Source organism: Qipengyuania oceanensis (genome assembly GCF_009827535.1).
GTDB lineage: Bacteria > Pseudomonadota > Alphaproteobacteria > Sphingomonadales > Sphingomonadaceae > Qipengyuania_C > Qipengyuania_C oceanensis.
Map to the genome: position 1 here is coordinate 1865329 of NZ_WTYN01000001.1, position 26029 is coordinate 1891357.

The following is a 26029-nucleotide window of genomic DNA, read 5'->3' on the forward strand; positions in this document are numbered from 1 at the left end:
GCCGACCCCGTCTGCTCGCTGTTCGACGAGCTGGATTTCGTGTCGATCAGTTGCCCTGCTGGGCCGCCTGAACGTCGTTCTGGTCGAACGGAATGATCTTGATCTCGACACGGCGGTTGAGCGGCTCGTTTACGCCGTCACCGGTCTGGACCGCCAGGTTGGTCTCGCCGAAGCCCATCGAGCGGATACGCGACGAAGCCACGCCCTGCTGGATGAGGTAATTGGCGACGGCCTGTGCGCGGCGTTCCGACAGGAGCTGGTTCGACGAGCTGGAGCCGACGGTGTCGGTGTAGCCATACACGTCGACCAGGCTGTTCGGATACTGGCGCAGGCTGGTTGCCACGCGATCGAGTAGGTCGCGGAAGCCCGGCGAGATCGAGTAGCTGCCGGTCGCGAAGGTCACGCCGTCGGGCAGGTTGACGAGGATCGCTTCGCCGCCGTCGACCGAGGTGACGTCGACGCCGGTACCGGCAGTCGCTTCGTCCAGTTCCTTGATCTGCTGGTCCATCTTGTAGCCGACATAGCCGCCGGCCGCGCCGCCGGCTGCCGCACCGATGATGCGTCCGGTCTTGCCACCGATCACGCCGCCGAGCAGGCCGCCGGCAACCGCGCCGCCGACACCGCCGAGAACGGTGCGCGAGACTTTCTTCTCGCCGGTGTTCGGGTCGGTTACGCAGGCAGATACGGTGACGAGCGACAGCGCTGCGAGGCTCGACATCATAATCCGTGAATTCTTCATGGGGGTTTCCCTTCTATTTGTGCCGTGGGCACAACCAATGCTTCATGGACGCGCCCACTGGCGTCCCGGGCCCTAAACGACGCGCAGGGCTGCATGTTCCCTCGATTTATGCGCCAATCGCCGCGCTGTCATGCTGGTAACGGTTGCGAATTGTGCTAGCGCGGGGGCACTGTGACGCCGTTTCCCTGGACAGACCTCCTCATCATCGCCGGGCTGATCGTGCTCAATGGCGTTTTCGCCATGTCCGAGCTGGCGATCGTTTCCGCGCGCACGTCCAAGCTGCGCGCTGCCGCCAATCAGGGCAGCAGCGCGGCCAGCACGGCGATCTCGCTGGCTGCGGACCCGGGCAAGTTCCTTTCGACGGTGCAGATCGGGATCACGCTGGTGGGCATCATCGCCGGTGCCTACTCGGGCTCGAGTTTGGGCGGGCCGGTGGGCGAGCGGATGGTGCTGCTCGGCCTGCCCGCGGAATATGCCGCAGAAACAGGTTTCGCCGTGGTGATCGTGCTGACGACTTATTTCAGCCTCGTCATCGGCGAGCTGGTGCCCAAGCAGATCGCCTTGCGCGCCGCGGTCCCGATCGCGCTGGTCATGGCCCGCCCGATGGCGATCATCGCCAAGGTCGCCGCACCGCTCGTCTGGCTGCTCGACAAGTCCTCCGCGCTGCTGATGCGCCTGATGGGCATTAGGCCGTCGGGACAGTCGAACGTGACGGCCGAGGAACTGCACATGATCTTTGCCGAGGCGACGCGCTCGGGCGTTATCGAGGCGGAACAGCACCAGATCCTCGCCGGCGTGGTCCGGCTGGCCGAGCGCCCCGTGCGCGAACTGATGACGCCCCGCACCGAGATCGACTGGATCGACGTCGATGCCGATCGCGCGGAAATCGCCCGCGTGATCGAGGAAACGCCGCATTCGCTGCTGCCGGTCGCGGAAGGTTCGCCCGACAAGGTGCTGGGCGTCGTGAAGCTGCGCGAGGTCCTCGCACTCATGGTCGAGGGAAAGCGGGTCGACCTGCGCCTGCTGATGAAGCGCGCCGAGGTAATCCCTGACCAGCTCGACGCGATGGATGCGCTGCGAGCACTCCAGCAGGCCGAGATCGCCATGGCGATGGTGCACGACGAATACGGCCACCTCGACGGAATCGTCACCCCGGTCGATCTCCTGACCGCGCTGGTCGGCGATTTCGCGAGCGACCAGGACCAGGGCGTGCGGCCGCAGGTCATCGAGCGCGAGGACGGTTCGCTCCTCGTGTCGGGGGCGCTGTCCGCCGACGTGCTCGCGGATCGTCTGGCGATCGAATACGGCCCAGATCGCGATTTCGCGACGGCGGCGGGCTTCGTGCTGTCGGTGCTCAAGAAGCTGCCCGGCGAGGGCGAGGCTTTCGAGGAGCAGGGCTGGCGGTTCGAGGTGATCGACCTCGACGGACGCAAGATCGACAAGCTGCTCGTGACCAAGCTCGAGCCGAAGGCCCCGCCCGCAGAGGGCTGAGGGGGACTACCCGCCGATAGAGAAGCACTCGCGGTTGCGAGCGCCGCCGATCCGTCAGCCCGGGATCACTGCCTGCGCGGCGGCGCCATCGCCTTCCGGTGCGGCGACGATGTCGCGGGTCAGCGGACCCTTGGCGACGGTATTGGTGTCCGGATCGCCGACCTTGGAGCGGATGCCCGGCTCTGCCGTGCCCGCACGGTCCAGAACGCTCACTTCCACCGCGCTGCGCGGAGCAGGGCCGCCGAACAGCACGTCGAGCGCCTGCTGCGCGGCCGTGCCTTCGCCCGGGCGAGGCGCGCCGGGAGCGGGCGGAACCATGTTGAAGTCCGGCGGGACCACCAGCGGAGCCTGCCGCTGCACGGCGAATTCGTCCGGCCGGTCGCGGTTGAGCAGCCCGCCGCCGCCGCAACCGGCCAGCATCGTGGCGGTGCCAAGGGCGAGGATGGTCGTGGTCAGTTTACGCATTATGGCTCTCCGCGGCGCCGGGCGCCGGTTCTGTGGACTTGTCGGCATCCTTGTCGCCGACGAGGAAGGATCTCACAAGGATTATGATGACGCCGAAGGTAATCGCGGCATCGGCAATGTTGAAGATCATGAAGGGGCGGAATTCCCCGAAATGCAGATCGGCATAGTCGACCACGTAGCCGAACAGGTAGCGATCGCGGATATTCCCGATCGCCCCGCCGAGGATCAGCGCGAGGCCGATGATGTCGACCAGCGACCGTTCGCGCACCATCCACACGGTCACGACCAGCGCGATGAGGCCGGTGATGGCGATCAGCGCCATGGTCATTTCGGTCGAGGTCGCCTGGAACATGCCGAGCGAAATGCCGAAGTTTTGCGTGAAGCGCAGGTCGAAGAACGGCAGGATTTCGCGGTAGTCGCCGATCCGGTCGATGCCGAGCGTGCCGGTCACCCAGCGCTTGACCCACTGGTCGACGGCAAAGACCGTCAGCGCGAGGCCGAAGCCGATCACGCGGTTGCGCGCGAGCGGGCTCATGCTGCCGCATCCATCTCGGCGACCACGTCCTCGCAGCGCGCGCACAGATCGCCGTCTTCCTCGACTTCGGGAAGCAGGCGCCAGCAACGGCCGCATTTGTGATCGGTGGTGCGGGTGACGGTCACTTCGTCGCTATCGGAGCGGGTCACTGACGCGGTGATGAACAATTCCGCGAGATCGTCGTCCGAGAAACCTTCCGGCACGGCCGAAGCGGGTACGGTGACTGCCGCTTCCAGGCCCGAGCGGATGACCTTGTCGCGCCGCAACGGCTCGATTGCTTCCATCACCCTTTCGCGCAAGGCGCGCAGGCTTTCCCAGCGCGCGCCATCGGCAGAAACGCCGGGGACCTTGGGCCATTCGAGCAGATGCACGCTTCCGCCGTCGGGATAGCGGGTCTGCCACACTTCCTCGGCGGTGAAGACCAGCACCGGCGCGGCGTAGCGGATCAGTGCATGGAAGACGAGGTCGAGCACCGTGCGATAGGCGTTGCGCCGCGTCGAATCCGGCCCGTCGCAATACAGCGAATCCTTGCGGATATCGAAGAAGAAGGCGCTCAGGTCCTCGTTGCAGAAGTCGACCAGCAGGCGGGTGTAGGTGTTGAAGTCGTAGCTCTGCGCTGCCGCTTTCAGCTTGCCGTCGAGATCGGCGAGCAGCGCGAGCACGTAGAGTTCCAGTTCCGGGATCTCGCCCGGATCGCCCATGTCGCCGACGAACCCGTCGAGCGCGCCGAGCAAATAGCGGAAGGTGTTGCGCAGCCGGCGGTACTGGTCGGCGACGCCCTTCAGGATCTCGTCGCCGATGCGGTGATCCTCGGTGAAATCGACGGAAAGCGCCCACAGGCGGATGATGTCCGCGCCATAGGTTTCCATGACCTTGAGCGGATCGATCGTGTTGCCGAGGCTCTTGGACATCTTGCGCCCGTCGCTCGCCATGGTGAAGCCGTGGGTCAGCACCTGATCGTAGGGCGCACGGCCGCGCGTGGCGCAACTTTCGAGCAAGCTCGACTGGAACCAGCCGCGGTGCTGGTCGGACCCCTCGAGATAGAGGTCGGCGGGCCATTGAAGCGCCGGCCAGCGGCCGCTGTCGAGGACAAAGGCATGGGTACAACCCGAATCGAACCAGACATCGAGGATGTCGGTGACCATCTCGAACTCGGCCGAATCGTGATCGGGGCCGAGGAAGGCCGCCTTGTTGGCCGAGTTCCACGCGTCCATCCCATCGGCACGGACCGCGTCGACGATGCGCGCGTTGACGGCGGCGTCCTGCAGGTAGGAGCCGTCCTTCCTCACGAAGAGCGTGATCGGCACGCCCCAGGCGCGCTGGCGCGACAGGACCCAGTCTGGACGGTTCTCCACCATCGAGCCGATCCGGTTGCGGCCCTTTTCGGGGATGAACTTCACCCGCTCGATTTCCGAAGTGGCGATTTCGCGCAGGGTCGATCCCGCTCCGAGATCCTCGTCCATCGGTACGAACCACTGCGGGGTGCAGCGGAAGATGACCTTGGCCTTGGAACGCCACGAGTGCGGATAGCTGTGCTGGTAGTCCTGGCTCGCGGCGAGCAGCGCGCCCGCTTCGCGAAGATCCGAACAGATCGGGCCTTCGGGCGAATTGAACGCGGGGTTGATGACCGCGCGGCGGCGCTCGTCGTCACCACCCAGCCATTCCCAGTCGTCGCGATAGCGCCCGTCGTTCATCACCGCGAACTGCGGCTCGATCCCGTGCGCCTTGCACAGCTCGAAATCGTCCTCGCCGTGATCGGGTGCCATGTGGACGAGGCCGGTCCCGCTGTCGGTGGTGACGAAATCGCCCGGCAAGAAGGGACGCGGGGTGGCGTAGAAGCCGCCGAGATGATGCATCGGGTGGCGGGCGAGGGTGCCGGCGAGGTCGGAGCCTTTGAAAGCTTGAGCAACATGAGGTGCGAGCGTGATCGTGTTTGCGCCAAATTCTTTCAAGCGTTCGGTGATGGTCGCTGACATGCGCTTGGCGAACTCGTGGACGAGCGGCTTCGCGATAACGAACCGCTGACTCATTAGCTCATTTAGACCGGGAAAATCGCTTGGCCGTTCTTGCGGCCCCCAACCGACGCTGCCGACGCCAAATCCGATCAGGACATACTCGACCTCGGGCCCATAAGCGATCGCCTGATTGACCGGGATCGTCCACGGCGTCGTCGTCCAGATCACCGCATGCGCGCCGACCAGCTCGGGGATCGGGCTCTCGACGATCTCGAAGGCCACGTCGATCTGGGTCGAGATGATGTCCTCGTATTCGACCTCGGCTTCCGCCAGCGCGGTCTGCTCGACCGGCGACCACATCACCGGCTTCGATCCGCGATAGAGGTTCCCCGCCTCGGCGAATTTCATCAGCTCGGCGACGATGGTCGCCTCGCTGTCCTTCTGCATGGTCAGGTAGGGGTTGTCCCAGTCCGCCATGATGCCGAGGCGTTTCAGCTGTTCGCGCTGCACGTCGACCCAGTGTTGGGCATAGGCGCGGCATTCGTCGCGGAACGCCTGCACCTCGGCCTCGTTGCGGTCCGGGCCGGACAAGACCGGCTTGTCCTTCTTCTTCTTTCGGTACTGTTCCTCGACCTTCCATTCGATCGGCAGGCCGTGGCAATCCCAGCCGGGAACATAGGGCGCGTCCTTGCCCATCAGGTTCTGCGTGCGGCAGACCATGTCCTTGAGCACATGGTTCAACGCGTGGCCGATGTGCATGTCGCCATTGGCGTAGGGCGGGCCATCGTGGAAGATGAATTTTGGTGCGCCCTCGCGCGCGGCGCGCAGCTCGTCATAGAGCTTCTCGTCCTGCCAGCGCGCGGCAATGCCCGGCTCCTTCTGCGGGAGGCCGGCCTTCATCGGGAAGTCGGTCTTCGGCAGGAAGACGGTGTCCCTGAAATCGCGCTTGATATCGTCACTCATGGTCGGGCGCGCTTAGGAGGCGGCGGGCCTCTTCGCAATCCTTCTCCATCTGCGCCATCAGCGCGTCGAGCCCGTCGAATTTCGCTTCGGGCCGCAGGAAATGGTGGAACGCGACCTCGATCTCCTGGCCGTAGAGGTCGCCGGAGAAGTCGAAGAAATAGGGCTCGAGCAATTCCTTGGGCGGCTCGAACTGCGGACGCACGCCGAGATTGGCTGCCCCCTTCAGCTCCTGCCCGGTGGCGAGAACCTTCCCGGTGACGGCGTAGATGCCGAATTTGGGGCGCAGGTAGCGTTCGATCGAGAGGTTGGCGGTCGGATAGCCGATGGTGCGCCCGACCTTGTCGCCGTGCTGGACGACGCCCCTGATCGCGAAGGGCCGGCTGAGCAGCCGCGCGGCCTCCTGCGGATCGCCATCGCGCAGGGCCTGGCGAATGCGGCTGGAGGAGACGACCTCGCCATCCTTGCCGACCGGTCCGACCGTGCGGGTCTGGAGGCCGAGCGTGCCGCCGAAATCGCGCAGCAGGTCGACATTGCCTTTCGCACCCTTGCCAAAGGTGAAGTCCTCGCCCGTCACCACGCCATGCGCGCCGAGCCGTTCGACGAGGATCTTTGCGATGAAGTCCTCCGCGCTGGTCGAGGCGAGCTCGCCGTCGAAATGGAACACCAGCATCGCGGTCGCGCCTGCGGCGAGATAGAGTTCCTGCCGCTGTTCGAGGGTCGTCAGCCGGAAGGGCGCGACGTCGGGCTTGAAGAAGCGCACCGGATGCGGCTCGAACGTGGCGATCATCGACGGGCGACCTTCGGAATGCGCCCAGTCGATCGCTTCGCCCGCCACCGCCTGGTGACCGCGATGGAAGCCGTCGAAATTGCCGAGCGCGATCACCGCGCCGCGCAGCGAATCGGGGATCTCGTCCCTGTGATCGAGCCACCTCATAGATCGAGCCACCTCATTTGGGCTGCAGCCCGGCCTTGATGACACGCAGCGCATTGCCCCCCATCACCGCGCGGATCTCGCTTTCGGAAAATCCGGCATCCATCAGTGCCTGCGTCACGTGGACCAGGCCCGCGGTATCGAAGGCCACTTCGGTCGAGCCGTCGTAATCGCTGCCCAGCGCGACATGGTCGATTCCGATCGTGTCTCGGACATGCTTCATCGCCCTGGCTATATCGGCTGGCTCGGTCGAGCAGATCGCCCCCTCCCAGTAGCCGATGCCGACCACTCCACCGGTCGCCGCCACGCCGCGCAGTTCCTCGTCGGTGAGATTGCGATTGACGTCGCATGTCGCCTGTACGCCGCCGTGGCTCGAGACCACCGGGCGGGTCGCCATCGCCAGGATCTCGGCGACGCAGGTGTGGCTGCAATGCGCGATGTCGACGATCATTCCCCTGGCCTCCATCGCGCGGATGACCTCGCGGCCGAGATCGGTCAGCCCGCCCTTGGCCTCGCCGTGCATCGATCCGGCGAGCTGGTTGTCGAAGAAATGGGTGAGCGAGGCCATGCGGAAGCCCGCCTCGTAAAGCCGATCGAGATTGGCGATGTCGCCATCCATGTCGTGCATTCCCTCGATCGACAGCATGGCGCCGACGGGCTTGAGCATCTCCTGGCGCTCGGCAGCGGCGCGCGCGGTGAGCAGGTAGGAGAGATTGGCGGGGGTTTCGATCTTTCGCAGCACGCCCTTGGAACCGGCGGCCGCCTGGTCGAGCCGCTTGGCGTGGAACAGCGAGCGTTGCAGCAGCGAAGTCCAGGTCTCGATCGGCTGCATCTGCGCGATCACCAGCGGGGTGATATTGTCCGCCGCCTCGCTCGAATTGCTGTCGTAGTTCTGGCCGCGCGGCGATTTCGTCACGCTCGAGAAGACCTGCAGCGCGACGTTGCCGCGCATCAGGCGCGGCACGTCCATGTGTCCGCGACTCGCGCCGACCAGCATGTTGCGGTCCCACAGCAAGGTGTCGGAATGCAGGTCGACGATGGTCAGGCTCGCATGGAGCGCGCGGGCCTCGTCGGAGACCTCGGGCAGTTCGATGCCGGAAATCCTGTTCATCGATCGCTCGGCGAGTGTCGGGCCGAGCAGGAAGAAGGCGGCGGCGAGGCCGAAGATCCCGAAATAGACCCAGGTCCAGATGCTGCCGCGTCTTTTTCTCATGTCGACCTCTCCAGCGTGATCCATGAAAAGGCCGGCTTCCCGCCGTCTGCCGGCCGGTCCTCGCGCGCGACCGCTTCCCATTCCGGGCCGAGCGGCGGCATGAAGGTATCGCCGTCGAACTCGGCATGCACCTCGGTCAATTCGACGCGCCGGCTCAATGGCAGGAAGACATCGTAGATCGCCGAACCGCCGACCACCGCGATCTGGCCGGTGTCGTTGTCCTGCCGCGCCCTGGCGAGCGCCTCCTCCACCGATCGGACGACTTCGGCACCGGTCGAATCCCAGCGTTCGCGGCGAGTCAGCACGATATGGCGCCGGCCGGGCAGCGGGCTGGGGAAGCTCTCGAAGGTCTTGCGCCCCATGATCATCGGAACGCCGCGGCTTTGTGCTCCCATGGTGAGCGCCTTGAACCGCTTCAGGTCATCGGGAATGTGCCAGGGAAGCTGGCCGTTCTTGCCGATGGCCCCGTTCGATGCCCGTGCATAGATGCAGAAGATCTCCGGCTCGCCCGTCATCGGACCAGCTTCGTGACATGGCCCATCTTGCGGCCATCGCTCGCCCGCATCTTGCCATAGACGTGGACGTGGGTGTCGGGCTCCGGCAGCCGGTCGAAGACGGCGTCGATCGCGGACCCGATGACATTGTCCATCTCAACCTCGTCGGCGATCGTCGTGGTTTCCCCCAGTGGCAGGCCGCAGATGGCGCGGATGTGGTTCTCGAACTGGCTGGTTGCCGCGCCCTCGATGCTCCAGTGCCCCGAATTATGCACCCGCGGGGCCATTTCGTTAAACACTGGTCCCTCGGCGGTGGCGAAGAATTCGAGCGTCAGCACACCGACATAGCCCAATGCCTCGGCGACTCTGGCCGCCAGCGCACGCGACTCTACCACCTGTTCACCGACGATGGCGGGGGCGGGGAGCGAGGATCGGGCGAGGATGCCGGACGAATGCTCGTTGCGGGCGCTGTCCCAGAAGCGAACCTCGCCGTCGTGGCCGCGAACGCAGATGACCGAGAATTCGGCTTCGAAGCGGACGAAACCCTCGTAGATCGTAGGCTGCCCGGGCAGGCGGATCGCATCGGCATCACGCGCAGTGGTGAGCCGCCACTGACCCTTGCCGTCGTACCCGTCGCGCCGCGTCTTGAGGATGCCGGGCGCACCGATCCGGTCGACCGCTGCCACAAGATCCTCCTGCGTGTTGACCGGATGGTAGGGGGCGGGCTTGCCGCCGAGCCCTTCGACGAAGCGCTTTTCCTCGAGCCGGTCCTGCGCGACTTCCAGTGCCCTGGCCGGCGGGTAGAGCTTGTCCTTGAGCGGGCCGAGCGGACCGACCGGCACGTTCTCGAATTCCAGCGTGATCACGTCGCACGTCGCGGCAAAATCCTGCAAGGCCTGTGCATCGCTCCACGGTGCGCAGATCGTCTCGGCGCAGACTTCGCCCGCTACGCTCTCGCGCTCGGGCGTGAAGACGCTGCAGCGATAGCCGAGCTGTGCGGCGGACATTGCGAGCATCCGGCCGAGCTGGCCGCCGCCCAGTATGCCGATCGTCCTCCCTTGCCGGATCATCGCTGCATCTGGTCTTTCGGCCGCTCGGCGACGGCATCGCTGCGCGCCTGCCGCCAGGCCACGAGCCGGCTGGCCAGTGCCTCGTCGCCGATCGACAGGATCGATGCCGCGAGCAGGCCGGCATTGGTGGCACCCGCCTCGCCGATCGCCAGCGTTCCGACCGGCACGCCGGCCGGCATCTGGACGATGGAGAGCAGGCTATCCATGCCCTTGAGGGCTTTCGATTTCACCGGAACCCCGAGCACCGGGAGATGCGTCATCGACGCGATCATCCCGGGCAGATGCGCCGCGCCGCCCGCGCCCGCGATGATGACCGCGATCCCGTCAGCCTGGGCGGCCTTGGCGAAAGCGACCATCCGGTCGGGCGTGCGATGCGCGCTGACGATCCGCACGTCGGTTTCGACACCGAGCTCCTCGAGCACCTCGGCGGCGCAGCGCATCGTCTCCCAGTCGGACTGGCTGCCCATCACGATGGCGACCTTGCTTGCGGCCATGTCTCAGCTGTCCTTCAGGTAGTAGCGTTCGCCGGGCTGCATCGCGTCGTCGAAATCGTAGACGATCGGCTGGCCGGTCGGAATCTCGAGGCCGGTGATATCGTCGTCCGAGATCTGCGATAGATGCTTGACCAGCGCGCGCAGCGAATTGCCGTGGGCCGAGATGATCACCGTCTCGCCGGAAGCGAGGACCGGCAGGATCGCGCTCTGCCAGTATGGCAGCACCCGCTCGATGGTCAGCTTGAGGCTTTCCGCCTTCGGCACGTCGATCCCGGCATAGCGCGGATCGGAAGAGAGATCGTAGGCGCTGCCCGGTTCGATGTCGGGCGGCGGCACGTCGAAGCTGCGGCGCCAGATGTGGACCTGTTCGTCGCCGTGCTTGTCGCGCGTCTCCTGCTTGTCCAGCCCGGTCAGCCCGCCATAGTGCCGCTCGTTCAGCCGCCAGTCCTTGATCTCCGGGATCCACAGCCGCTCGCAGCCTTCGAGCGCGAGATGGAGCGTCTTGATGGCGCGGGTCTGGAAGCTGGTGAACGCGCGGGTCGGAAGCACCTGCCTGTCCTTCAGCAATTCTCCGGCGGCCCGTGCTTCGGCGACCCCTTTGTCGGTCAGGTCGACATCCCACCAGCCGGTGAACCGGTTTTCCAGGTTCCACTGGCTCTGGCCGTGGCGGACGAGAATGAGTTTGGGCAAGTTTCCAGCTCCGGGAGGCGGTGTGGGAGCACGCTTCGTTAGCTAACCGAATCGTCCTTGGGAAGGGCGCTTTCCGCCGCTTCCGGCGCGTCCATCGCGCGCGACTGGGCCTTGCGGCGACGCAGGTTCTCGCGCAGCTTGGCTGCCAGGCGCTCCTCGCGCGACATTTTGTTGCTGGCATCGTGCGACATGCGAAATGCCTTGCCCGCGACGTCGCCGAAGCTCAAGCCTTGCTTGACATTGCAGCGGTGCACGACAATAGGCGCGCCGTTCCGACGATGTGCTGCTGTAGCTCAGTGGTAGAGCGCACCCTTGGTAAGGGTGAGGTCGGGAGTTCAATCCTCCCCAGCAGCACCATTTTTCGTCGCACCGCTACTCCACTTCGATGACTGCCTCAGCTCGGTGTATCGGCGCGCAGCTCCGACCATTCGGGGTGCTTGCGAAACAGCGCCTCGACGTAAGGGCACTGCGGCACGATCTTGAAACCCTCGCTCTTCGCATCCTCGACGAGCGCCTCCACCAGCTTGGCGGCAATGCCCTTGCCGCGCGCTTCCGGCGGGGTGAAGGTATGGTCGGCGATCCGCGCCTCGCCGCGCGCCTGCCAGGTCAGTTCGGCCTTCCGGTCGGCCCCTTCGACTTCGGCGTAATAGGCGCCATGCGTGGTCTCGTTGGTCCTGGTAATGCTGATCGTATCGCTCATGGAATGCTCCTTCTTGCGTGAAACGAGCGGCGCGGCCATGGCGTTCCGATGCAATTCCTCTCCGACAATGCAGCCTCCGTGCACCCGCAGGTCTGGGACGCGATGCGCGCCGCGGACAATTCCGATTCGCCTTACGACGGCGATGCCGTGTCGCAGGCGCTGGACGAGCGGTTTTCCGGCCTGTTCGAGGCGGAGGTGGCGGTCCTCTGGGTCGCGACCGGAACCGCCGCGAACTGCCTTGCCTTGGCGACCATGTGCCAGCCGCATGGCGGGGTCATGTGTCACGAGGCAGCGCATATCGAGGTCGATGAGGGCGGTGCCCCCGGCTTCTACCTCCACGGCGCCAAGCTGCTCACCGTGGCGGGCGAGGGCGCGAAGCTGACGCCGGACGGCATTCGCGCAGCGATCGATCCGATCCGCGACGATGTCCACCAGGTCCAGCCGCATGCGATTTCGGTCACGCAGGCGAGCGAGTACGGGCGCAGCTATCGCCCGCAGGAACTCGCGGCGATCGGCGCGCTGGCAAAGGAGCGCGGGCTCGGCTTTCACGTCGACGGCGCGCGGTTTGCCAATGCCGTCGCCTTCCTCGGCTGCTCGCCCGCCGAGGCGATGGGGCCGGCCGATGCGCTCAGTTTCGGCTGCGTGAAGAACGGGGCGATGAGTGCCGAGGCGATCGTCTTCCGCGACGATACTGCTGCCGATCTTGCACGCTATCGCCGCAAGCGCGCCGGGCATCTGCAGAGCAAGGGCCGCTTTCTTGCAGCGCAGCTCCTCGCGATGATCGAGGGCGACCTGTGGCTGCAGAACGCGCAGCAGGCCAACGCGGCGGCAGCGGAGATCGCGTCGGCTTGCGGCGAGCGGCTGATGCACCCGGTCGAAGCGAACGAGCTGTTCGTGACGATGTCTGCCGCCGAGCGCGAGGCGCTGCGCGGGCAGGGCTTCGGTTTCTACGACTGGGGCGCCGATGCCGCTCGCTTCGTCACTGCATGGAACACCCGCGAGGACGACGCGACCGCGCTCGCCAAGGCAATCGCCGGCCTATGAGCGGCTCGTCCGGTTCGGAGAGCCTACTCGCCCCGAAAAATCTTTCAGCCTTTCTGCTCGTCAGCCTGATCTGGGGCGGGACCTGGCTCGTCATCCGCGACCAGATCTCGAGCGTCCCGCCGACCTGGTCGATCTGCTATCGCTTCGTCGTCGCCTCGGCCGGCATGTTCGCGCTGGCGAAGCTGCGCGGCGAGCCGTTCCGCCTGCTGCCCGGCGCGGGCAAGTGGGTGCTGGCGCTCGCGGTATTCCAGTTCTCGCTCAATTTCGGCTTCGTATACCGGGCGGAAGGCTACGTCACCTCGGGGCTGGTCGCGGTCATCTTCTCGCTGCTGGTGGTTCCGAACGCGGTGCTCGGCAAGATCTACCTCGGCCAGCCGATCCGGCGCGAGTTCGTCGTCGGTTCCTCGATCGCGGCGATCGGGGTGGCGATGCTGTTCGCGCAGGAATATCGCGCCTCGCCCGCAACGCTCGGCGAAGTGCTGCTTGGCGCTGCGCTGTGTATCGGCGGCATCCTGTCGGCCAGTTTCGCCAATATCCTCCAGGCAACCGACGGGGCCAAGCGCCAGCCGCTGCTCACGCTGCTTGCCTGGTCGATGCTCGGTGGGGCCGTGCTCAATGCGGTGGTCGCGCTGCTTCTCGAAGGTCCGCCGCAATTCGATCCCCGGCCTTCCTATGCCTTGGGCGTGGTCTATCTCGGCCTCGCCGGATCGGTCGTGACCTTTCCTCTCTATTACGGACTGGTGCGCAAGGTCGGGGCGGGGACGGCTGCCTACAGCTCGGTGATCGTGCCGGTGGTGGCAATGATCCTGTCGACACTGTTCGAAGGCTTCGTGTGGGGTCCGCTGCCTGCCGCAGGAGCGGCCATCACGTTGGTCGGCATGGTGGTGGCAATGCGGACCCGCAGCGCGCCGCCGCCGCGCCGGGCTACTCCCGAACCGTGAGTCCGGCTGCGAGCGCTGCCAAACCTTCGCGATAGGTGGGATAGCGCGGCTCCCAGCCGAGCACGCGCTTCGCCTTGGCGTTCGCCACGCGGCGGTTCTCGGCATAGAAGCCCCGCGCCATGTCGCTGAGGCCCGCCTCGTCCATCGTCTGGAGCGGTGGCGGCGCTGTGCCCAGCAGGCGGCAGGCTTCCTCGGTCACGGCGTTGTGGCTGGCCGGCAGATCGTCGCCGAGATTGTAGGCACCGGGCGGGGCATCGCCGGTCATCGCCGCGACCACCCCGGGAACGATATCGTCCACGTGGATGCGGCTGAACACTTGTCCGGGCATGTCGATCCGGTGCGCCTTGCCGTCCCGCACGCGGTCGAGCGCGCTGCGTCCCGGCCCGTATATCCCGGGCAGCCGGAACACCCGCGCACCCATCTTCAGCCACTCCTCGTCGGCCTCGCTGCGCGCCGAGCGACGCCCGGTCCCGATCGGCGAGCTTTCGTCGACCCAGGCGCCGCCTGCATCGCCATAGACCCCGGTCGAGGACAGGTAGCCGAGCCATGACTGCCCGATTCTCGATGAGTAGGTGTCGAGGACCGGATCGAGCCCGCTCGAACGGTCGGGCGGTACGCTCGACAGCACGTGGCTGGCCTTTTGCAGGGCGCTCTCGACTGCAGTTGCGTCCGCGAAATCGATGTTTCCGTCGCTGCCGGTCGCATCGACATGCCACCCATGCTCGCGCATCGCACCGGCAATCCGGCTGGCCGTGTACCCCAGCCCGAAAATGAACAGATTCGCCATGGCCGCGTTCTATTGCTGGAACCGCGCGACAAAGCCACTAGATCGAGAACCATGGACATAGCCAACACACCCGCCACCGCCGACGGAAACCCGCAGATGGCGGACGCGCCGCCCGAGCCCAAGCAGCCACCGCTGATCCGGCGCGAGGATTACACGCCCTTCGCGTGGCTGGTCCCGACGACCCATCTCGACTTCGCGCTCGGATTGGAGAAGACGCGCGTGGTCGCGACACTGGACGTCGAGCGCAATCCCGATGCTGAAGCCTCGCCGCACTTGCGGCTCAACGGCGACGGGCTCGAACCGGTCGAGGTCGAAGTCGACGGACAAGCCGCCAACAGCTGGGCGATGGATGGCGAGACGCTGATCGTGACGCTTCCAGCCGACAGACACACGGTCCGCATCGTCACCGAGATCGATCCCTCGGCCAATACCCAGCTGATGGGGCTTTACGCTTCCAACGGCATGCTGTGCACGCAGTGCGAGGCCGAGGGCTTCCGCCGGATCGCCTTCTTCCCCGACCGGCCCGATGTCCTGTCGACCTACACCGTGCGGATGAGCGGTCCGAAAGCACAGTTCCCGATCCTGCTGTGCAATGGCAACAACACGGCGAACGGCGAAGGCGAGCACGGCACGCACTGGGCCGAATGGCACGATCCCTGGCCCAAGCCGAGCTATCTGTTTGCGCTCGTTGCAGGCGATCTGGTCGCCAATTCGGACAGCTTCACCACACGCAGCGGCCGCAAGGTCGATCTCAACATCTGGGTCCGCGACGGCGATCTGCCGCGCACCGACCACGCCATGCGCTCGCTCAAGAAAAGCATGGAGTGGGATGAGGAGGTGTTCGGTCGCGAATACGATCTCGACCTGTTCAACATCGTCGCGGTGAGCGACTTCAACATGGGCGCGATGGAGAACAAGGGCCTCAACGTCTTCAACACGAAATACGTGCTGGCCGACGAGGAAACCGCGACCGACGGCGATTACGACGGGATCGAGGGCGTGATCGCGCACGAGTATTTCCACAACTGGTCGGGCAACAGGATCACCTGTCGCGACTGGTTCCAGCTGAGCCTCAAGGAAGGCTTCACCGTGCTGCGCGACCAGCTGTTCAGCCAGGACATGCAGGGCGAGGCGGTCAAGCGGATCGAGGACGTGCGCGTCTTGCGCGGAGTCCAGTTCCCAGAGGATTCGGGTCCGCTCGCGCACCCGATCCGGCCGGATTCCTTCCGCGAAATCAGCAACTTCTATACCAGCACGATCTACAACAAGGGCGCCGAGGTGATCCGCATGATGCGCACCATGGCCGGCCCCGAGAAGTTCCGTGTCGGGACCGACACCTATTTCGACCGGCACGACGGCGAGGCCGCGACGTGCGAGGACTTCGTCAAGTCGATCGAGGATGGCGCGGGTCTCGACCTGCAGCAATTCCGCCTGTGGTACAGCCAGGCGGGCACGCCGAAGATCAAGGCCGAACTGGTGCCGGACGCAAGCCGCGCGGTGCTCAAGCTCACCCAGACGGTGCCGCCGACACCCGGCCAGCCGGACAAGCAGCCGATGCCGATCCCGCTCAAGGTGGCGGTCCATGATCGCGCCAGCGGGACCCTCGGTGAAGAGCGGCTGATCGTGCTCGACAAGGCGCAGGACAGCTTCGTCTTCGAGAATGTCGGCGATCAGCCGGTGCTGTCGATCAACCGCGGATTCTCCGCCCCGGTCTCGATCGAGCGCGAGATTTCCAATGCGGATCTCGTCTTCCTCGCCGCGCGCGACGACGATCCCTTCGCCCGCTACGAGGCGTTTCAGGATCTGGTCGTAGGGCATCTCGTGGCTGCCGCCTCCGGCGACGGGCTGGCGGACGATGCGAAGTCCGCCGCCCGCGAGGACATCACCTCCGCCTTCGCCGCCATCCTTGCCGACGACGCGCTCGAGGACACGATGCGCGGCGAGCTGATGCTCTTCCCCAGCCAGACCTATATCGCCGAGCAGATCGAGGCGGCGGATCCGGGCCGGATATTCGCGGAGCGCGAAGCGCTCAAGGCGCATATCGGTGCTGCGCTCGAAAGCGACCTGGTGGCATTGCACGAACGCGCAAGCGCGATCCCCTTCGGCTTCAGCCAGGAAGCGCGCGGCAGCCGCAAGGTGAAGACGCAGGCGCTCGTCTATCTCGCGGCGGGCGCACCGGAGAAGGCCGCCGACATGGCGGCCGCGCAATATGATGCCGCCGACAACATGACCGACCGCCAGGGCTCACTCATGGTGCTGGCCGGGATGACCGGCACGGCCGCGCGGACCGGAAGACTGCTCGACTTCTACAATCGCTACAAGGGCAACGACCTCGTGATCGACAAGTGGTTCGCGATCCAGGCGAGCTCGCTGCATCCCTCGGTCGTGGAACATGTCAAGGCGCTGGCCGAGCATCCCGACTTCACGATGAAGAACCCCAACCGCGTACGCTCGCTCTACATGGCCTTCGCGGGCAATCCGCACGGGTTCCACGATGCGAGCGGCGAGGGCTACCGGATGATTGCCGACCTGATCCTAGAGCTCGATCCGCTCAATCCGCAGACCGCGGCGCGTTTCGTCCCGCCGCTCGGTCGCTTCCGCAAGCTGGAGGCGGGCCGGTCGGCGCTCATGCGCGAGCAGCTCGAGCGGATAGCGAATGCCGACAAGCTGAGCCGCGACACCTACGAGCAGGTCAGCCGCAGCCTTGGCTGAGCCGTCGGGCGAACCCCCGCGCTGGACCAGCGACGCGCTAGGCGACGTGCCGCACGGCTTCTTCGGAAGCCGCGGGGGCGTGTCCAGTGGCGCGGTCGAAGGGCTCAATTGCGGGTTCGGCGCGAACGACGATCCGCTCGCGGTAACGGAAAACCGCAGGCGCGTGGTCGAGGCAGTGCTACCGGGCGCCCCTCTGGTCGGGCCCTACCAGGTGCATTCGCCGACCGCCGTCCTCGTCGAGCAGGCCTGGCCCGACGATGCGCGGCCCGAAGCCGATGCCGTGGTCACCGACCGGCCCGGCATCCTGCTGGGCATCCTCACCGCAGATTGCACACCGGTGCTGCTCGCCGACCGCGAGGCGGGGGTGGTCGCCGCGGCCCATGCCGGCTGGCGCGGCGCACATGGCGGGGTGCTCGAATCGACGCTTGCCGCGATGGAGCGGCTGGGCGCGCGGCCTTCGCGGATCGTCGCGGCGATCGGGCCGACGATCGCGCAGCCGAGTTACGAGGTCGCGGATGATTTCCGCACCGAGTTCACTGCATCCGACGATCGATTCTTCTTGGAGGGGCGTGCGGGGCACTGGCAGTTCGACCTGCCGGGCTATGTCGCGGCCAGGCTGAAAGCCGGCGGAATCGGTCGGATCGACGATCTCGGCATCGACACCTATGTGCAGGAGGAGCGCTGCTATTCCTACCGGCGCGCCACGCATCGACGCGAGCCGACCTACGGCAGGCAGCTGAGCGTGATAGGCCTGCCCTAGAGGCATTGCCGCAAGGTTGCACGAAACCGAACGGATCGTTCCCAAAACACGGTTGGCATGCGGCACCTTTGCAGCTATCAGCCCGCCCAAACCGGCATCCCTTCGAGGGTCGCACATGCGCGCGACAGGATGACGGACAGTTCCGATAAGATGACGCAGGGGTCTTTCTGCGCATCAAAAGAAGCAGGGCAAGGCAAAGTCTGATGGCTGAAACGACTGGCACCACGGCTCCCGAGACGCTTGCGGGCGACGACGGGGTCCGGCGGCGCGACTTCATCAATATCGCGGCGATCAGCGCTGCGGGCGTAGGCGGCCTCGCGGTCGTCTATCCGCTCATCAGCCAGATGGCCCCGTCGGCCGACGTGCTTGCCGAGAGTTCGACCGAGCTTGACATCTCCTCGATCGAGGAAGGGCAGGCGATCAAGGCGATCTTCCGCAAGCAGCCGCTGTTCGTCCGCCGCCTGACGGCACGCGAGATCGACGAGGCCAACGCGACCCCGGCCAGCTCGCTGCGCGATCCGCAGACGCTGGAAGAGCGGACCAAGGAAGGTCACAACGACGTCCTCATCACCATGGGTGTCTGTACCCACCTCGGCTGCGTGCCGCTGGGCGCTGCCGAAGGCGAGCCGCGCGGCGAATTCGGCGGCTATTTCTGCCCGTGCCACGGTTCGCACTACGATACCGCAGGCCGTATCCGCAAAGGCCCGGCGCCGCTGAACCTCGAGGTTCCGGAATACGAATTCACCTCCGACACGACCGTCGTCGTCGGCTGAGCCTGAGAGAACGAGAGAGACGACCATGAGTTTTCCCTGGGCCAAGCATTACGCTCCGACCAACCCGGTGACGCGCTTCCTCGACGAGAAGCTGCCGCTGCCGCGCCTCGTCTACAACGCCGTCGGTGCCGGTTACCCGGTGCCGCGCAATCTCAACTACATGTGGAATTTCGGCGTCCTCGCCGGGTTCTGCCTGGTGCTGCAGATCGTCACCGGCGTCATCCTCGCGATGCATTACGCACCGAACGCGTTAGTCGCCTTCGCTTCGACCGAGCACATCATGCGCGACGTCAACTGGGGCTGGATGCTGCGCTACATGCACGCCAACGGCGCGAGCTTCTTCTTCCTCGTCATCTACCTGCACATCTTCCGCGGTTTCTTCTACAGCTCGTACAAGGCCCCGCGCGAGATGATCTGGCTGCTCGGCGTGGTCATCTTCCTGCTGATGATGGCCACCGGCTTCATGGGCTACGTCCTGCCGTGGGGCCAGATGAGCTTCTGGGGTGCCAAGGTGATTACCGGCCTGTTCGGCGCGATCCCGCTGGTCGGCGAGCCGATCCAGATCTGGCTGCTCGGCGGCTACGCGCCCGACAATGCCGCGCTCAACCGCTTCTTCTCGCTGCACTTCCTGCTGCCCTTCGTGATCGCGGGCGTCGTGATCCTGCACATCTGGGCGCTGCACATTCCCGGCTCGTCGAACCCGACCGGCGTCGAGATCAAGAGCGAAAGCGACACCGTGCCGTTCCACCCCTACTACACGGCCAAGGACGGCTTCGGGCTGGGCGTCTTCCTGATCCTCTTCTCGATCATGGTGTTCTTCCTGCCGAACTTCCTCGGCCATCCGGACAACTACATCGAGGCGAACCCGCTCTCGACGCCTGCGCACATCGTGCCCGAATGGTACTTCTGGCCGTTCTACGCGATCCTGCGTGCCTTCACCGTGGACTTCATCCTCCCGGCGAAGCTGTGGGGCGTGCTCGCCATGTTCGCCGCCATCCTGATCTGGTTCCTGCTGCCGTGGCTCGACAAGGGTCCGGTGCGCTCGGGTCACTATCGCCCGACGTTCCGCAAGTTCTTCTGGTTCGGCCTCATCCCGACCATGGCGGTGCTGTTCTACTGCGGTGGCGCTCCGGCAGAAGAGCCCTACGTGATGCTCAGCCAGATCGCGACCGCATACTACTTCCTGCACTTCCTCGTGATCCTGCCGTTGCTGTCGCGTGCCGAACGCACCGAACCGCTGCCCCGCTCGATCACCGATGCAGTGCTGCATTCCGACAAGACGCCGGTTCTCGGCGAGAACGCCGAACCGGCGGTCTGAGGACGAGAGAGAGTAAGACCCATGATCCGCATCATCTCCGCCCTCGTCGGTCTCGGCTTCACGGTCGTGGTCGTGTTCGCCTTCTTCACCGGGCTGACCACGGTCATTTCCGATGGCGAACTCAAGCCGGAAACCGCCGAGCATGAATTCCACAAGCATCCCAAGGAAGTGTCCTTCGCCCAGGATGGCCTGTTCGGCAAATATGACCGGGCCCAGCTCCAGCGCGGGCTGCAGGTCTACAAGGAAGTCTGCTCGGCCTGCCACAGCCTGAAGTACGTAGCGTTCCGCGATCTCAGCGCCCTCGGTTACACCGAAGGCCAGGTCAAGGCGCTGTCGGCCCAGTTCCAGGTGCCAGGCATCGATTCGAATACCGGCGAGGCGACGACCCGTCCCGGTACGCCGACCGACTACTTCCCGTCGCCCTATCCGAACAATGTCGCCGCGGCCGCGGCGAACAACAACGCGATCCCGCCGGACCTGTCGCTGATGACCAAGGCGCGGCATGACGGTACGGCTTACGTCTATTCGCTGCTGACCGGCTACCAGGAGCCGAGCGCCGAGCTGGTGAAGAAATTCCCCGCCTCCGCTCCGGGACCGGGCCTGCACCACAACCCTTACTTCGCGAACCTCAACCTCGCGATGGCGCCGCCGCTGACCAGCAATGGCCAGGTGACCTATGCGCCGGGCAATCCCGAACCGACCATCGACCAGATGGCCAAGGACGTTTCGGCCTTCCTGGCCTGGACTGCGGAGCCCAAGCTCGAAAAGCGCCGCCAGACCGGCTGGGCCGTGCTCGGCTTCCTGATCTTCGCGACGATCCTCGCCTACCTGTCGAAGAAGCAGATCTGGTCCGCCGTGAAGCCGCGCCGGGAAGACTGATCTCCAGCACAGCGACTGTAATGCAACGCCCCTCCATCCCTGCGATGCGAGGGGCGTTTGCTTTTGGGGGACGCACATGACGCCCGATGAACTGAAGGCGCTGGTCCGCACCGTGCCGGATTTCCCTGCGAAGGGGATCCAGTTCCGCGACATCACCACGCTGATCGGTCACGGCGCTGGTCTGAAGCATGCCGTGCGTCACCTGGCCGAACGCTGCGATGCCGCCGGAGCCGACGCGATCGCCGGCATGGAAGCGCGCGGCTTCATCTTCGGTGCGGCAGTGGCGATCGAACTGGGCATCGGCTTCATCCCGGTTCGCAAGCCGGGCAAGCTGCCGATTGAGACCATCGGCGTCGATTACGCTCTCGAATACGGCACCGATCGGCTGGAAATCGACCCCGGCGCTATCGGCGAAGGGCACGAGGTGGCCATCGTCGACGACCTGATCGCAACCGGCGGGACTGCGCTGGCCGCGGTCGAACTGCTGCGCATGGCGGGCGCCCGGGTGCCACTCGCGGCGTTCGTCATCGACCTGCCCGATCTGGGCGGCGCGGACCGGCTGCGCGGCGCAGGTGTGGCTGTAGAAACGCTGATGGAATTCGAAGGTGACTGACCCGTCCTCGGCGCATCCGGGATAGAAACCGGCGCCCGCGCATTTGCTAATCAGGCCAAGAGGTGGGATTGACCTGAACTCAACATGGAATCACAGGCACTTGTCATAGCCCTCGTGGGCGTCCTCGGTATCGGTGCGCAATGGATTGCGTGGCGGACCGGCTGGCCTGCCATCGTGCTGATGCTGGCCGCAGGGTTCATCGCCGGGCCGGTTACCGGCTATTTCGGCTTCCAGTTGCTCGACCCCGAAGCGACCTTCGGCGAACTGCTAGAGCCGATGATCGGCATCGGCGTCGCGCTGATCCTGTTCGAGGGCGGGCTAAGCCTCGATTTCCGCGAATTGCGCCATTCGGGCAATGCGGTCTGGCGGCTTGCAACCATCGGCGTACTCGTCGGCTGGGCACTCGGCGCGCTGGCCGCCAACCAGATCGGCGGGCTCGACTGGCCGGTCGCGGTCCTGTTCGGCGGCATCCTCATCGTGACCGGGCCGACGGTGGTTCTCCCGCTCCTGCGCCAAAGCAATGTGCAGACGAGGCCAGCCTCGATCCTGAAGTGGGAATCGATCGTCAACGACCCGACCGGCGCGCTCTGCGCCGTCATCGCCTACGAATACTTCCGCAAGGTGTCGGAGCAGCCGGGCGCGGGAGTGATCGAGGTCGTTCTGCCGCTGATCCTCGCGGCGGCTTTCGCCGGCCTGATCGGCTATGTCGCGGCGCGCGCCATCGCCTGGGCGTTCCCGCGAGGCGTGATCCCTGAATATCTCAAAGTCCCGGTGCTGTTCATCGTGGTGATCGGCGTCTTCGTGGTTTCCAACAAGATCGAGCACGAGGCAGGCCTCGTCGCGGTCACAGTGATGGGCGTGGCGCTGGCGAACATGGGCGTCACCAGCCTGCGGAGCATCCATCCGTTCAAGGAAAATGTCGCCGTACTGCTGGTTTCGGGCATCTTCATCCTGCTGTCCGCCTCGCTCGACTGGAACGAGCTGTATTACCTCGACCCGCGCGGTGAAGCGGGCCTGCGCTTCCTGCTGTTCCTGCTTGCCTTGCTCTTCCTGGTGCGGCCGCTGACGGTTCTGATCAGCCTGCTCGGCTCTTCGGTGCCGTGGAACGAGCGGCTGTTCGTTGCCTGGATCGCGCCGCGCGGTATCGTTCTGGTCGCCATTTCCGGCCTGTTCGCACTGCGCCTGGCGGACCTCGGTTACGCCGACGGCAATGTCCTGATCGGCCTGAGCTTCGCGGTCGTCGTGGCGACGATCGTCGCACATGGTTTCACCATCGACCTGGCCGCGCGCCTGCTCGGCCTGAAGGGCTCGTCCCGTCCCGGCCTGCTCATCGTGGGCTCGACGCCGTGGTCGATCGCGCTTGCCAAGGAACTGCAGACACTCAAGGCGCCGGTGATGGTCGTCGACCCGAGCTGGCAGAGGCTGGCCGCGGCGCGCCGCGCGGGCCTGCCCTTCTACCACGGCGAGATCCTGAACGAGGCGACCGAGCACAATCTCGACCTGGCACCGTTCCAGGTGCTGGTCGCGGCAACCGACAACGAGGCCTACAACGCGCTCGTGTGCAACGAGTTCGCCTATGAGATCGGGCGCGATTCGGTCTACCAGCTCGGCGACAACGTCGAGGAAGACGACAAGCACGCTCTGCCCGAAAGCCTGCGCGGGCGCGCATTGTTCGAATCCGGGTTCGGCGTTTCCGACGTGAACGACCGGCAGGCCGAGGGCTGGGTCTTCCGCAAGACCAAATTGTCCGAGGAATTCGATTTCGAGGACGCGCAGGAATCGCTCCCGCACGAGGCGCACATGCTGCTCCTGCTGCGCGAGAACGGCAATCTGCGCTTCTTCACCCACGCCGCGCGGCCCGAGCCGCGCACCGGCGACATCGTGCTGTCATTCAGCCCGCCGCAGACAAAAACCGCGCAGGACCGCGCCGCCAAGCGTAAGCCGCAAGGCGATGCGGACCCGCAGCCCGCATGAGAGGGGAAACCATGCGAACTCTAGCCACGATCACGCTCGCCACGCTCGCCGTCGGCCTTGCCGCCTGTGGCGATAGCGAGCCCGCACCCATGCCCACCGCAACGACTCCGGGCGAACCGGTGTCGATCCTGCGTCCCGACGTCGAACAGCCCGAAAAGCCGGAAGAAAAGCTGGAGCCGCTGCAGATGCGGATCGGCTTCCCCGACGGCGAGGGCGAGTTGGGCGAAGCCGCCCGGGCCGATCTCGCCACACTGCTTGCTTCGCCGCAGTACCGGGCCGGCGGAAAGATCGTGCTGCGCGGCCACACGGATTCGGAAGGCAACGACCAGGCCAATCTGGACGCATCCGAGGCGCGAGCCGAAGTGGTCCGGGACTGGCTGGTCGACAATGGCGCCAAGGCGGAGCGTTTCACGATCATCCCGCTGGGTGAGCAGCGACCGATCGCGCCCAACGCGCATCTCGACGGTTCACCCGACGAGCAGGGTCGCGCGCTCAACCGCCGGGTCGATATCACGATCGAATTGCCGAAGAAGGCCGAACGCTCGCAGGTTCCGGCCGGCGTGCGAGAAGACGAGGCGGCGGAAGCCCGCGACGCGGCCACTGCGGCCGAATAGGCGGAAGCAACCGCGACGGTTGACGAATCTGCCCCGATGAAGGAAAGCGCTTCGCGCCGACGCGAGCGGGTATAGCATAGTGGTAATGCTCCAGCCTTCCAAGCTGGCTAGAGGGGTTCGATTCCCCTTACCCGCTCCAGACTTCCATGTTGTCGATCAGCCGCGTGCCGCCGATCCGCGCCGCGACGAACAAACGCGCCGTGTCCGTGGCCTCTCCCAACTTGGCGATGGAATCCGCGTCCCGCAGTTCGGCATAATCGACACTGTCGAAGCCGGCCTGCAGCAGATGTGCCTCCAGCGCGGCGAGTGTCGGGGCAAGCGCGCTTCCGGAACGCAAGGCAGCGATCGCGTCCCTCATCGCTGCCGGCAGGTTCGCCGCCGCGGCCCGCTGGCCGGGCGAGAGATAGGCGTTGCGGCTGCTCATCGCGAGGCCGTCGTCTTCGCGCACGATTCCCACGCCATGGATCGCATCGACGTGCGGCATGGTCAGGTCGAGGTCGCGCGCCATGCGGCGGATGACGGCCAGCTGCTGCCAGTCCTTTTCTCCGAAGAAAGCCATGTCGGGGCGGACCTGGTTGAACAGCTTGCAGACCACGGTCGCGACACCGTCGAAATGACCCGGCCGGTCCGCGCCGCACAGGCCTTCGCTCACGCCTGCGACCGAGACATTGGTCGCATAGCCGTGCGGGTAAATCGCCTCGGGCGTTGGGGCCCACAGCAAGGCCACGCCTTCTCTGGCGAGCAGTTCCTGATCGCGTGCGAGCTGCCGCGGATAGGCATCGAGGTCCTCGTTCGCTCCGAACTGGCGGGGATTCACGAAGATCGATGCGGCGACCCGGCTTGCATGGCGCGCGGCCTCGCGCACAAGCGTCAGGTGCCCTTCGTGCAAGGCGCCCATGGTCGGCACCAGCGCCAGCGTTGCTCCGTCCGCGCGTAATTCGTCCACAGCCTGGCGCAGGTCGGGGAGGGTCGAGACGGTTTGCATGAGGCAGCGGCTCCGATAAGGACAGGGGGATCCCGATAACCGCCTCATTCAGTTCTGGAAAGCAGCAAGCCCCGTGTCATCGTCCGCCCCGCACCGCATCGTCTTCGCCAACGAGAAAGGCGGAACCGGCAAGTCGACCACCGCCGTCCATGTTGCGATGGCCCTGGCCTATCAGGGCGCGAAAGTTGCGGCGATCGATCTCGATCCGCGCCAGCGCACGATGCACCGCTATCTGGAAAACCGGGCAGAGACCGAGAACAAGCGGGGCATCAGCCTGCCCGGCGCGACCTGCGAAGTGCATGACGGCGGCACTGCGCAGGAGCTGGAGGAACGGGTCGCGCGCCTCGGAGAAGGGATGGACTTCATCGTCTTCGACACACCCGGTCGCGACGACGAGCTCGCCCGCCATGCCGCAACCGAGGCGGATACGCTGGTCACCCCGATGAACGATAGTTTCGTGGATTTCGACCTCATCGGCCAGGTCGAAGGCGACAGCTTCAAGGTCAAGCGGCTGAGCTTCTATGCCGAACTGATCTGGGAAGCGCGGCTGAAGCGCAGCCGGGCGACAATCGAACAGCAGCGGCGCGAAATGGACTGGGTCGTCGTGCGCAACCGCACCGGCCACGTCGAGGCGCGCAACATGGTTCGCATCGAACAGGCGCTGCGCGAACTCTCGAAGCGTGTCGGTTTCCGCGTCGCGCAGGGCCTGTCGGAGCGCGTGATCTACCGCGAACTGTTCCCCAGCGGGCTGACGCTGCTCGACAAGGGGCACCTGGGGGAGCTGGGCACCAGCCACCTCGTCGCGAGGCAGGAACTGCGCTCGCTGCTCAATTCGCTGAACCTGCCCATGCCGGGCAAGCGCGAACCGCAGCTGGAGCTCGCCTGACAG

Annotated in this window: 26 protein-coding genes and 2 tRNA genes; 14 read left to right on the forward strand and 14 right to left on the reverse strand. The window is 65.7% G+C overall.

Going from position 1 to position 26029, the window contains the following annotated elements:
• Window positions 1-46 precede the first annotated feature (46 nt).
• A complete protein-coding gene (locus tag GRI48_RS08995; RefSeq protein ID WP_160674301.1) occupies window positions 47-739 on the reverse strand; it encodes a YiaD family glycine zipper/OmpA-like lipoprotein in 693 nt (230 codons plus the stop codon).
• Between the two features lie 171 nt (window positions 740-910).
• On the opposite strand from GRI48_RS08995, the gene GRI48_RS09000 reads away from it, so the two are divergent.
• Window positions 911-2230: a CNNM domain-containing protein gene (locus GRI48_RS09000; RefSeq protein WP_160674304.1), complete on the forward strand. Its 1320-nt coding sequence runs from the start codon at window positions 911-913 to the stop codon at window positions 2228-2230.
• 54 nt (window positions 2231-2284) lie between these two features.
• On the opposite strand, the gene GRI48_RS09005 is transcribed toward GRI48_RS09000, so the two are convergent.
• From GRI48_RS09005 to GRI48_RS14185, 10 genes are read right to left on the reverse strand one after another with little or no spacing between them, the layout of a single operon-like run.
• The gene (locus GRI48_RS09005; protein WP_160674307.1) at window positions 2285-2695 is read right to left on the reverse strand and encodes a DUF3035 domain-containing protein; all 411 of its coding nucleotides are present in this window, start codon (window positions 2693-2695) and stop codon (window positions 2285-2287) included.
• On the reverse strand, window positions 2688-3230 hold the full coding sequence (gene lspA, locus GRI48_RS09010; protein WP_160674310.1) for a signal peptidase II: 543 nt from the start codon (window positions 3228-3230) through the stop codon (window positions 2688-2690). Before lspA ends, GRI48_RS09005 begins: the two co-directional genes overlap by 8 nt.
• The gene (gene ileS / locus GRI48_RS09015; protein ID WP_160674313.1) at window positions 3227-6148 is read right to left on the reverse strand and encodes an isoleucine--tRNA ligase; all 2922 of its coding nucleotides are present in this window, start codon (window positions 6146-6148) and stop codon (window positions 3227-3229) included. The genes lspA and ileS overlap by 4 nt, the downstream gene beginning before the upstream one ends.
• The gene (locus GRI48_RS09020) at window positions 6141-7082 is read right to left on the reverse strand and encodes a bifunctional riboflavin kinase/FAD synthetase (RefSeq protein ID WP_160674316.1); all 942 of its coding nucleotides are present in this window, start codon (window positions 7080-7082) and stop codon (window positions 6141-6143) included. The genes ileS and GRI48_RS09020 overlap by 8 nt, the downstream gene beginning before the upstream one ends.
• A 13-nt stretch (window positions 7083-7095) precedes the next feature.
• A complete protein-coding gene (locus GRI48_RS09025; protein ID WP_160674319.1) occupies window positions 7096-8292 on the reverse strand; it encodes a dipeptidase in 1197 nt (398 codons plus the stop codon).
• Window positions 8289-8807 carry a dihydrofolate reductase gene (locus GRI48_RS09030; protein ID WP_160674322.1) on the reverse strand — a complete coding sequence of 173 codons (519 nt, stop codon included), beginning with the start codon at window positions 8805-8807 and terminating at the stop codon, window positions 8289-8291. The genes GRI48_RS09025 and GRI48_RS09030 overlap by 4 nt, the downstream gene beginning before the upstream one ends.
• Window positions 8804-9856, reverse strand: coding sequence for a 5-(carboxyamino)imidazole ribonucleotide synthase (locus GRI48_RS09035; protein WP_160674325.1), 1053 nt, complete (start codon window positions 9854-9856; stop codon window positions 8804-8806). Before GRI48_RS09035 ends, GRI48_RS09030 begins: the two co-directional genes overlap by 4 nt.
• Entirely contained in the window at window positions 9853-10350 is a 498-nt protein-coding gene (purE, locus tag GRI48_RS09040) for a 5-(carboxyamino)imidazole ribonucleotide mutase (RefSeq protein WP_202389208.1), read from the reverse strand. The genes GRI48_RS09035 and purE overlap by 4 nt, the downstream gene beginning before the upstream one ends.
• A gap of 3 nt (window positions 10351-10353) precedes the next feature.
• Complete coding sequence (gene gpmA / locus GRI48_RS09045; protein WP_160674328.1) at window positions 10354-11040, reverse strand: 2,3-diphosphoglycerate-dependent phosphoglycerate mutase; 687 nt, start codon at window positions 11038-11040, stop codon at window positions 10354-10356.
• 38 nt (window positions 11041-11078) lie between these two features.
• Window positions 11079-11231 (reverse strand): hypothetical protein, encoded by a 153-nt coding sequence (locus GRI48_RS14185; RefSeq protein ID WP_202389209.1) that lies wholly within the window; start codon window positions 11229-11231, stop codon window positions 11079-11081.
• 91 nt (window positions 11232-11322) lie between these two features.
• On the opposite strand from GRI48_RS14185, the gene GRI48_RS09050 reads away from it, so the two are divergent.
• Window positions 11323-11397 (forward strand) — tRNA-Thr (locus tag GRI48_RS09050).
• 37 nt (window positions 11398-11434) lie between these two features.
• Here the strand turns inward: GRI48_RS09050 and GRI48_RS09055 are convergent.
• Window positions 11435-11740: a GNAT family N-acetyltransferase gene (locus GRI48_RS09055; RefSeq protein ID WP_160674331.1), complete on the reverse strand. Its 306-nt coding sequence runs from the start codon at window positions 11738-11740 to the stop codon at window positions 11435-11437.
• A gap of 48 nt (window positions 11741-11788) precedes the next feature.
• Between GRI48_RS09055 and GRI48_RS09060 the strand changes: the two genes are divergently transcribed.
• Window positions 11789-12784, forward strand: a complete 996-nt coding sequence (locus tag GRI48_RS09060) for a threonine aldolase family protein (protein ID WP_160674334.1) — start codon at window positions 11789-11791, stop codon at window positions 12782-12784.
• Window positions 12781-13725, forward strand: a complete 945-nt coding sequence (locus tag GRI48_RS09065) for a DMT family transporter (RefSeq protein ID WP_160674337.1) — start codon at window positions 12781-12783, stop codon at window positions 13723-13725. The genes GRI48_RS09060 and GRI48_RS09065 overlap by 4 nt, the downstream gene beginning before the upstream one ends.
• On the opposite strand, the gene GRI48_RS09070 is transcribed toward GRI48_RS09065, so the two are convergent.
• Window positions 13709-14512, reverse strand: coding sequence for a Rossmann-fold NAD(P)-binding domain-containing protein (locus tag GRI48_RS09070; RefSeq protein WP_160674340.1), 804 nt, complete (start codon window positions 14510-14512; stop codon window positions 13709-13711). The two genes, GRI48_RS09065 and GRI48_RS09070, sit on opposite strands and share 17 nt — an antisense overlap.
• 51 nt (window positions 14513-14563) lie before the next feature.
• Here GRI48_RS09070 and pepN point away from each other — a divergent pair, with 51 nt between their 5' ends.
• The 9 genes from pepN to GRI48_RS09115 all read left to right on the forward strand — a co-directional run bounded on the left by pepN (window position 14564) and on the right by GRI48_RS09115 (window position 24294).
• Window positions 14564-17224, forward strand: coding sequence for an aminopeptidase N (gene pepN / locus GRI48_RS09075; RefSeq protein WP_160674343.1), 2661 nt, complete (start codon window positions 14564-14566; stop codon window positions 17222-17224).
• Entirely contained in the window at window positions 17217-17984 is a 768-nt protein-coding gene (gene pgeF, locus GRI48_RS09080) for a peptidoglycan editing factor PgeF (RefSeq protein ID WP_160674346.1), read from the forward strand. The genes pepN and pgeF overlap by 8 nt, the downstream gene beginning before the upstream one ends.
• Before the next feature lie 203 nt (window positions 17985-18187).
• A complete protein-coding gene (gene petA, locus GRI48_RS09085) occupies window positions 18188-18757 on the forward strand; it encodes a ubiquinol-cytochrome c reductase iron-sulfur subunit (RefSeq protein ID WP_160674349.1) in 570 nt (189 codons plus the stop codon).
• A gap of 25 nt (window positions 18758-18782) precedes the next feature.
• Complete coding sequence (locus GRI48_RS09090) at window positions 18783-20075, forward strand: cytochrome b (RefSeq protein WP_160674352.1); 1293 nt, start codon at window positions 18783-18785, stop codon at window positions 20073-20075.
• 21 nt (window positions 20076-20096) lie between these two features.
• Window positions 20097-20954, forward strand: a complete 858-nt coding sequence (locus GRI48_RS09095) for a cytochrome c1 (protein WP_160674356.1) — start codon at window positions 20097-20099, stop codon at window positions 20952-20954.
• Window positions 20955-21030: 76 nt separating this feature from the next.
• Window positions 21031-21567, forward strand: coding sequence for an adenine phosphoribosyltransferase (locus GRI48_RS09100; RefSeq protein WP_160674359.1), 537 nt, complete (start codon window positions 21031-21033; stop codon window positions 21565-21567).
• 84 nt (window positions 21568-21651) lie between these two features.
• Window positions 21652-23541: a cation:proton antiporter gene (locus GRI48_RS09105; RefSeq protein WP_160674362.1), complete on the forward strand. Its 1890-nt coding sequence runs from the start codon at window positions 21652-21654 to the stop codon at window positions 23539-23541.
• Window positions 23542-23552: 11 nt separating this feature from the next.
• The gene (locus GRI48_RS09110) at window positions 23553-24155 is read left to right on the forward strand and encodes an OmpA family protein (RefSeq protein ID WP_160674365.1); all 603 of its coding nucleotides are present in this window, start codon (window positions 23553-23555) and stop codon (window positions 24153-24155) included.
• A gap of 65 nt (window positions 24156-24220) precedes the next feature.
• A tRNA-Gly gene (locus GRI48_RS09115) sits at window positions 24221-24294 on the forward strand.
• On the opposite strand, the gene panC is transcribed toward GRI48_RS09115, so the two are convergent.
• Window positions 24283-25140, reverse strand: coding sequence for a pantoate--beta-alanine ligase (panC, locus tag GRI48_RS09120; protein ID WP_160674368.1), 858 nt, complete (start codon window positions 25138-25140; stop codon window positions 24283-24285). The genes GRI48_RS09115 and panC overlap by 12 nt on opposite strands.
• A gap of 73 nt (window positions 25141-25213) precedes the next feature.
• On the opposite strand from panC, the gene GRI48_RS09125 reads away from it, so the two are divergent.
• Window positions 25214-26026, forward strand: coding sequence for a division plane positioning ATPase MipZ (locus tag GRI48_RS09125; protein WP_160674371.1), 813 nt, complete (start codon window positions 25214-25216; stop codon window positions 26024-26026).
• The last annotated feature ends 3 nt before the right edge of the window (window positions 26027-26029 follow it).